This window comes from Acinetobacter sp. ANC_7588, assembly GCF_056783995.1.
On sequence record NZ_JBWYIU010000025.1, the window covers coordinates 1 to 5,571 of the forward strand.

Consider the following 5,571-nt stretch of genomic DNA (forward strand, 5'->3'; position numbering starts at 1 on the left):
AAGATCATTAAGAGATTATGAAGAACAACTTGTGTGGATTTTTACTGGTTGATTGATCGATATATATTATCATTAATAATTGGTAGAAATTTCTCGAAGTTTATTTGAGCAAATTTTTTGTCAGTAATTGATGAGCCAAGATTGGTACCCTTTAGGTACTATTGATTTTAAACTGAAGAGTTTGATCATGGCTCAGATTGAACGCTGGCGGCAGGCTTAACACATGCAAGTCGAGCGGGGGAAGGTAGCTTGCTACTGGACCTAGCGGCGGACGGGTGAGTAATGCTTAGGAATCTGCCTATTAGTGGGGGACAACATCTCGAAAGGGATGCTAATACCGCATACGTCCTACGGGAGAAAGCAGGGGACCTTCGGGCCTTGCGCTAATAGATGAGCCTAAGTCGGATTAGCTAGTTGGTGGGGTAAAGGCCTACCAAGGCGACGATCTGTAGCGGGTCTGAGAGGATGATCCGCCACACTGGGACTGAGACACGGCCCAGACTCCTACGGGAGGCAGCAGTGGGGAATATTGGACAATGGGCGGAAGCCTGATCCAGCCATGCCGCGTGTGTGAAGAAGGCCTTTTGGTTGTAAAGCACTTTAAGCGAGGAGGAGGCTACTAAGATTAATACTCTTGGATAGTGGACGTTACTCGCAGAATAAGCACCGGCTAACTCTGTGCCAGCAGCCGCGGTAATACAGAGGGTGCGAGCGTTAATCGGATTTACTGGGCGTAAAGCGTGCGTAGGCGGCTTTTTAAGTCGGATGTGAAATCCCCGAGCTTAACTTGGGAATTGCATTCGATACTGGGAAGCTAGAGTATGGGAGAGGATGGTAGAATTCCAGGTGTAGCGGTGAAATGCGTAGAGATCTGGAGGAATACCGATGGCGAAGGCAGCCATCTGGCCTAATACTGACGCTGAGGTACGAAAGCATGGGGAGCAAACAGGATTAGATACCCTGGTAGTCCATGCCGTAAACGATGTCTACTAGCCGTTGGGGCCTTTGAGGCTTTAGTGGCGCAGCTAACGCGATAAGTAGACCGCCTGGGGAGTACGGTCGCAAGACTAAAACTCAAATGAATTGACGGGGGCCCGCACAAGCGGTGGAGCATGTGGTTTAATTCGATGCAACGCGAAGAACCTTACCTGGTCTTGACATAGTAAGAACTTTCCAGAGATGGATTGGTGCCTTCGGGAACTTACATACAGGTGCTGCATGGCTGTCGTCAGCTCGTGTCGTGAGATGTTGGGTTAAGTCCCGCAACGAGCGCAACCCTTTTCCTTATTTGCCAGCGGGTTAAGCCGGGAACTTTAAGGATACTGCCAGTGACAAACTGGAGGAAGGCGGGGACGACGTCAAGTCATCATGGCCCTTACGACCAGGGCTACACACGTGCTACAATGGTCGGTACAAAGGGTTGCTACCTAGCGATAGGATGCTAATCTCAAAAAGCCGATCGTAGTCCGGATTGGAGTCTGCAACTCGACTCCATGAAGTCGGAATCGCTAGTAATCGCGGATCAGAATGCCGCGGTGAATACGTTCCCGGGCCTTGTACACACCGCCCGTCACACCATGGGAGTTTGTTGCACCAGAAGTAGGTAGTCTAACCGTAAGGAGGACGCTTACCACGGTGTGGCCGATGACTGGGGTGAAGTCGTAACAAGGTAGCCGTAGGGGAACCTGCGGCTGGATCACCTCCTTAACGAAAGATTGACGATTGGTAAGAATCCACAACAAGTTGTTCTTCATGACGATGTATCTGAGGGTCTGTAGCTCAGTTGGTTAGAGCACACGCTTGATAAGCGTGGGGTCACAAGTTCAAGTCTTGTCAGACCCACCATGACATACTCATACGATACATTGATCTAAATGATAAGCTGGGGACTTAGCTTAGTTGGTAGAGCGCCTGCTTTGCACGCAGGAGGTCAGGAGTTCGACTCTCCTAGTCTCCACCACGTATTCATTCGAATACGTAGTAAGCAAACAAGTTGATAGCTTATAGAGCTTAGTAATAAAGCTGTGTATACTGCACGCCTTGATTATTAAGCTCTGTGATTTATCACAGTTGACTGCGATCTGACGAAGACGTAGTGAATCATTAACAGCATATATTTGAGTTGAAATAATTTGTTCATACTCATAGAAAGAGCGGAAACGAGATAACGTAAGTTATTGAGTTGAAGTGATTGAAATGAGAACTAGCGAAATTAACTGAATCAAGCGTTTTGGTATATGAATTTGAATTGAAGCTGTACAGTGTTTAGATACACAGTACTTCAAACTGTAATGTTGAACGATCTACTTGTAGGGTCGAACGACTGTTTGGGGTTGTATAGTCAAGTAATTAAGTGCATGTGGTGGATGCCTTGGCAGTCAGAGGCGATGAAAGACGTGATAGCCTGCGAAAAGCTCCGGGGAGGCGGCAAATATCCTGTGATCCGGAGATTTCTGAATGGGGGAACCCACCTATCATAAGATAGGTATTGCAACATGAATACATAGTGTTGCAAGGCAAACGCGGGGAAGTGAAACATCTCAGTACCCGTAGGAAAAGAAATCAATTGAGATTCCCTCAGTAGCGGCGAGCGAAAGGGGAAAAGCCCATTAAGTTATGTAAGCTTTAGTGGAATGCTCTGGGAAGTGCAACCATAGTAGGTGATAGTCCTGTACACGAAAGGGCTTACATGATGATGTCGAGTAGGGCGGGGCACGTGAAACCTTGTCTGAATATGGGGGGACCATCCTCCAAGGCTAAATACTCCTGACTGACCGATAGTGAACCAGTACCGTGAGGGAAAGGCGAAAAGAACCCCTGTGAGGGGAGTGAAATAGATCCTGAAACCGCATGCATACAAGCAGTGGGAGCCACTTCGTGTGGTGACTGCGTACCTTTTGTATAATGGGTCAGCGACTTACATTCAGTAGCAAGGTTAACCGAATAGGGGAGCCGTAGAGAAATCGAGTCTTAATAGGGCGTTTAGTTGCTGGGTGTAGACCCGAAACCAGGCGATCTATCCATGAGCAGGTTGAAGGTGAGGTAACACTTACTGGAGGACCGAACCCACTGTCGTTGAAAAGCCAGGGGATGACTTGTGGATAGGGGTGAAAGGCTAATCAAGCCTGGTGATAGCTGGTTCTCCCCGAAAGCTATTTAGGTAGCGCCTCGGACGAATACCATTGGGGGTAGAGCACTGTTTCGGCTAGGGGGTCATCCCGACTTACCAAACCGATGCAAACTCCGAATACCAATGAGTACTATCCGGGAGACAGACTGCGGGTGCTAACGTCCGTAGTCAAGAGGAAAACAATCCAGACCGCCAGCTAAGGTCCCTAAATCATAGTTAAGTGGGAAACGATGTGGGAAGGCATAGACAGCTAGGAGGTTGGCTTAGAAGCAGCCACCCTTTAAAGAAAGCGTAATAGCTCACTAGTCGAGTCGGCCTGCGCGGAAGATGTAACGGGGCTAAAACTATGTACCGAAGCTGCGGATTTGCAATTTATTGCAAGTGGTAGGGGAGCGTTCTGTAAGCCGATGAAGGTGGATTGAGAAGTCTGCTGGAGGTATCAGAAGTGCGAATGCTGACGTGAGTAACGATAAAACGGGTGAAAAACCCGTTCGCTGAAAGACCAAGGGTTCCAGTCCAACGTTAATCGGGGCTGGGTGAGTCGACCCCTAAGGCGAGGCCGAGAGGCGTAGTCGATGGGAAATTGGTTAATATTCCAATACTTCTGTGTAATGCGATGAGAGGACGGAGAAGGTTAAGTCAGCCTGGCGTTGGTTGTCCAGGTGGAAGATTGTAGGCATGTATCTTAGGCAAATCCGGGGTACTCTATGCTGAGAATCGATAGCAAGCTAGTTTACTAGCGAAGTGGCTGATACCATACTTCCAGGAAAAGTCTCTAAGCTTCAGTTACACAGGAATCGTACCCGAAACCGACACAGGTGGTCAGGTCGAGTAGACCAAAGCGCTTGAGAGAACTCTGCTGAAGGAACTAGGCAAAATGGTACCGTAACTTCGGGAGAAGGTACGCTGCCGGCGGTGATAGGACTTGCTCCTTGAGCTACTGGCAGCCTCAGAAACCAGGCCGCTGCAACTGTTTATTAAAAACATAGCACTCTGCAAACACGAAAGTGGACGTATAGGGTGTGATGCCTGCCCGGTGCTGGAAGGTTAATTGATGGGGTTAGCGTAAGCGAAGCTCTTGATCGAAGCCCCAGTAAACGGCGGCCGTAACTATAACGGTCCTAAGGTAGCGAAATTCCTTGTCGGGTAAGTTCCGACCTGCACGAATGGCATAATGATGGCGGCGCTGTCTCCAGCAGAGGCTCAGTGAAATCGAATTCGCCGTGAAGATGCGGTGTACCCGCGGCTAGACGGAAAGACCCCGTGAACCTTTACTGCAGCTTGACATTGAACTTTGATCTTACTTGTGTAGGATAGGTGGGAGGCTTTGAAGTAGAAACGCCAGTTTCTATGGAGCCGTCCTTGAAATACCACCCTGGTAATATTGAGGTTCTAACTCTGCTCCATTATCTGGAGCGAGGACCATGTCTGGTGGGTAGTTTGACTGGGGCGGTCTCCTCCTAAAGAGTAACGGAGGAGTACGAAGGTGCGCTCAGCGTGGTCGGAAATCACGCGTAGAGTATAAAGGCAAAAGCGCGCTTAACTGCGAGACCCACAAGTCGAGCAGGTACGAAAGTAGGTCTTAGTGATCCGGTGGTTCTGTATGGAAGGGCCATCGCTCAACGGATAAAAGGTACTCTGGGGATAACAGGCTGATACCGCCCAAGAGTTCATATCGACGGCGGTGTTTGGCACCTCGATGTCGGCTCATCTCATCCTGGGGCTGAAGCAGGTCCCAAGGGTATGGCTGTTCGCCATTTAAAGAGGTACGCGAGCTGGGTTTAGAACGTCGTGAGACAGTTCGGTCCCTATCTACCGTGGGCGTTGGAAATTTGAGAGGATCTGCTCCTAGTACGAGAGGACCAGAGTGGACGAACCTCTGGTGTACCGGTTGTGACGCCAGTCGCATCGCCGGGTAGCTATGTTCGGAAGGGATAACCGCTGAAAGCATCTAAGCGGGAAGCCTACCTCAAGATTAGATTTCCCAAGGACTTTATGTCCTCTAAAGAGCCGTTGAAGACTACAACGTTGATAGGTTGGATGTGGAAGTACGGTGACGTATGAAGCTGACCAATACTAATTACTCGTGAGGCTTGACTATACAACACCCAAACAGTTGGTGTTGTGGTTCAAATCATGACAAATAACTTGATTTAGTTAGATAAAACGCTAAACTGCACAAACTAAAGCAACTCAAATAGCTGTTAATAACTTCTTTGACCAAGCAAAGGCACGCAAACAATATATGCGAATAAGACCCAAGCAAAGTCACAACAGTTGTGCTGGCGACAATAGCAAGAGTGAACCACCTGATCCCTTCCCGAACTCAGAAGTGAAACCTCTTAGCGCTGATGGTAGTGTGGGGTTACCCATGTGAGAGTAAGTCATCGCCAGCTCATTATTCTAAACACCCCCTTCAATAGAAGGGGGTGTTTTTTTAT

General features: G+C 48.7%; 2 tRNA genes and 3 rRNA genes. All 5 read left to right on the forward strand.

Features of this window, described 5'->3' with window-relative positions:
• Positions 1–169: 169 nt before the first annotated feature.
• The 5 genes from AC1M9J_RS14640 (at position 170) to rrf (ending at position 5,526) form a co-directional block, all read left to right on the forward strand.
• A 16S ribosomal RNA gene (locus AC1M9J_RS14640) occupies positions 170–1,707 on the forward strand.
• Positions 1,708–1,768: 61 nt separating this feature from the next.
• Positions 1,769–1,845: transfer RNA gene (locus AC1M9J_RS14645), tRNA-Ile, on the forward strand.
• 39 nt (positions 1,846–1,884) lie between these two features.
• Positions 1,885–1,960: transfer RNA gene (locus AC1M9J_RS14650), tRNA-Ala, on the forward strand.
• Between the two features lie 379 nt (positions 1,961–2,339).
• A 23S ribosomal RNA gene (locus tag AC1M9J_RS14655) occupies positions 2,340–5,231 on the forward strand.
• Between the two features lie 180 nt (positions 5,232–5,411).
• Positions 5,412–5,526: ribosomal RNA gene (rrf, locus tag AC1M9J_RS14660) — 5S ribosomal RNA — on the forward strand.
• The 16S, 23S and 5S rRNA genes sit together here with 2 tRNA genes alongside, the layout of an rRNA operon.
• Positions 5,527–5,571: the final 45 nt, after the last annotated feature.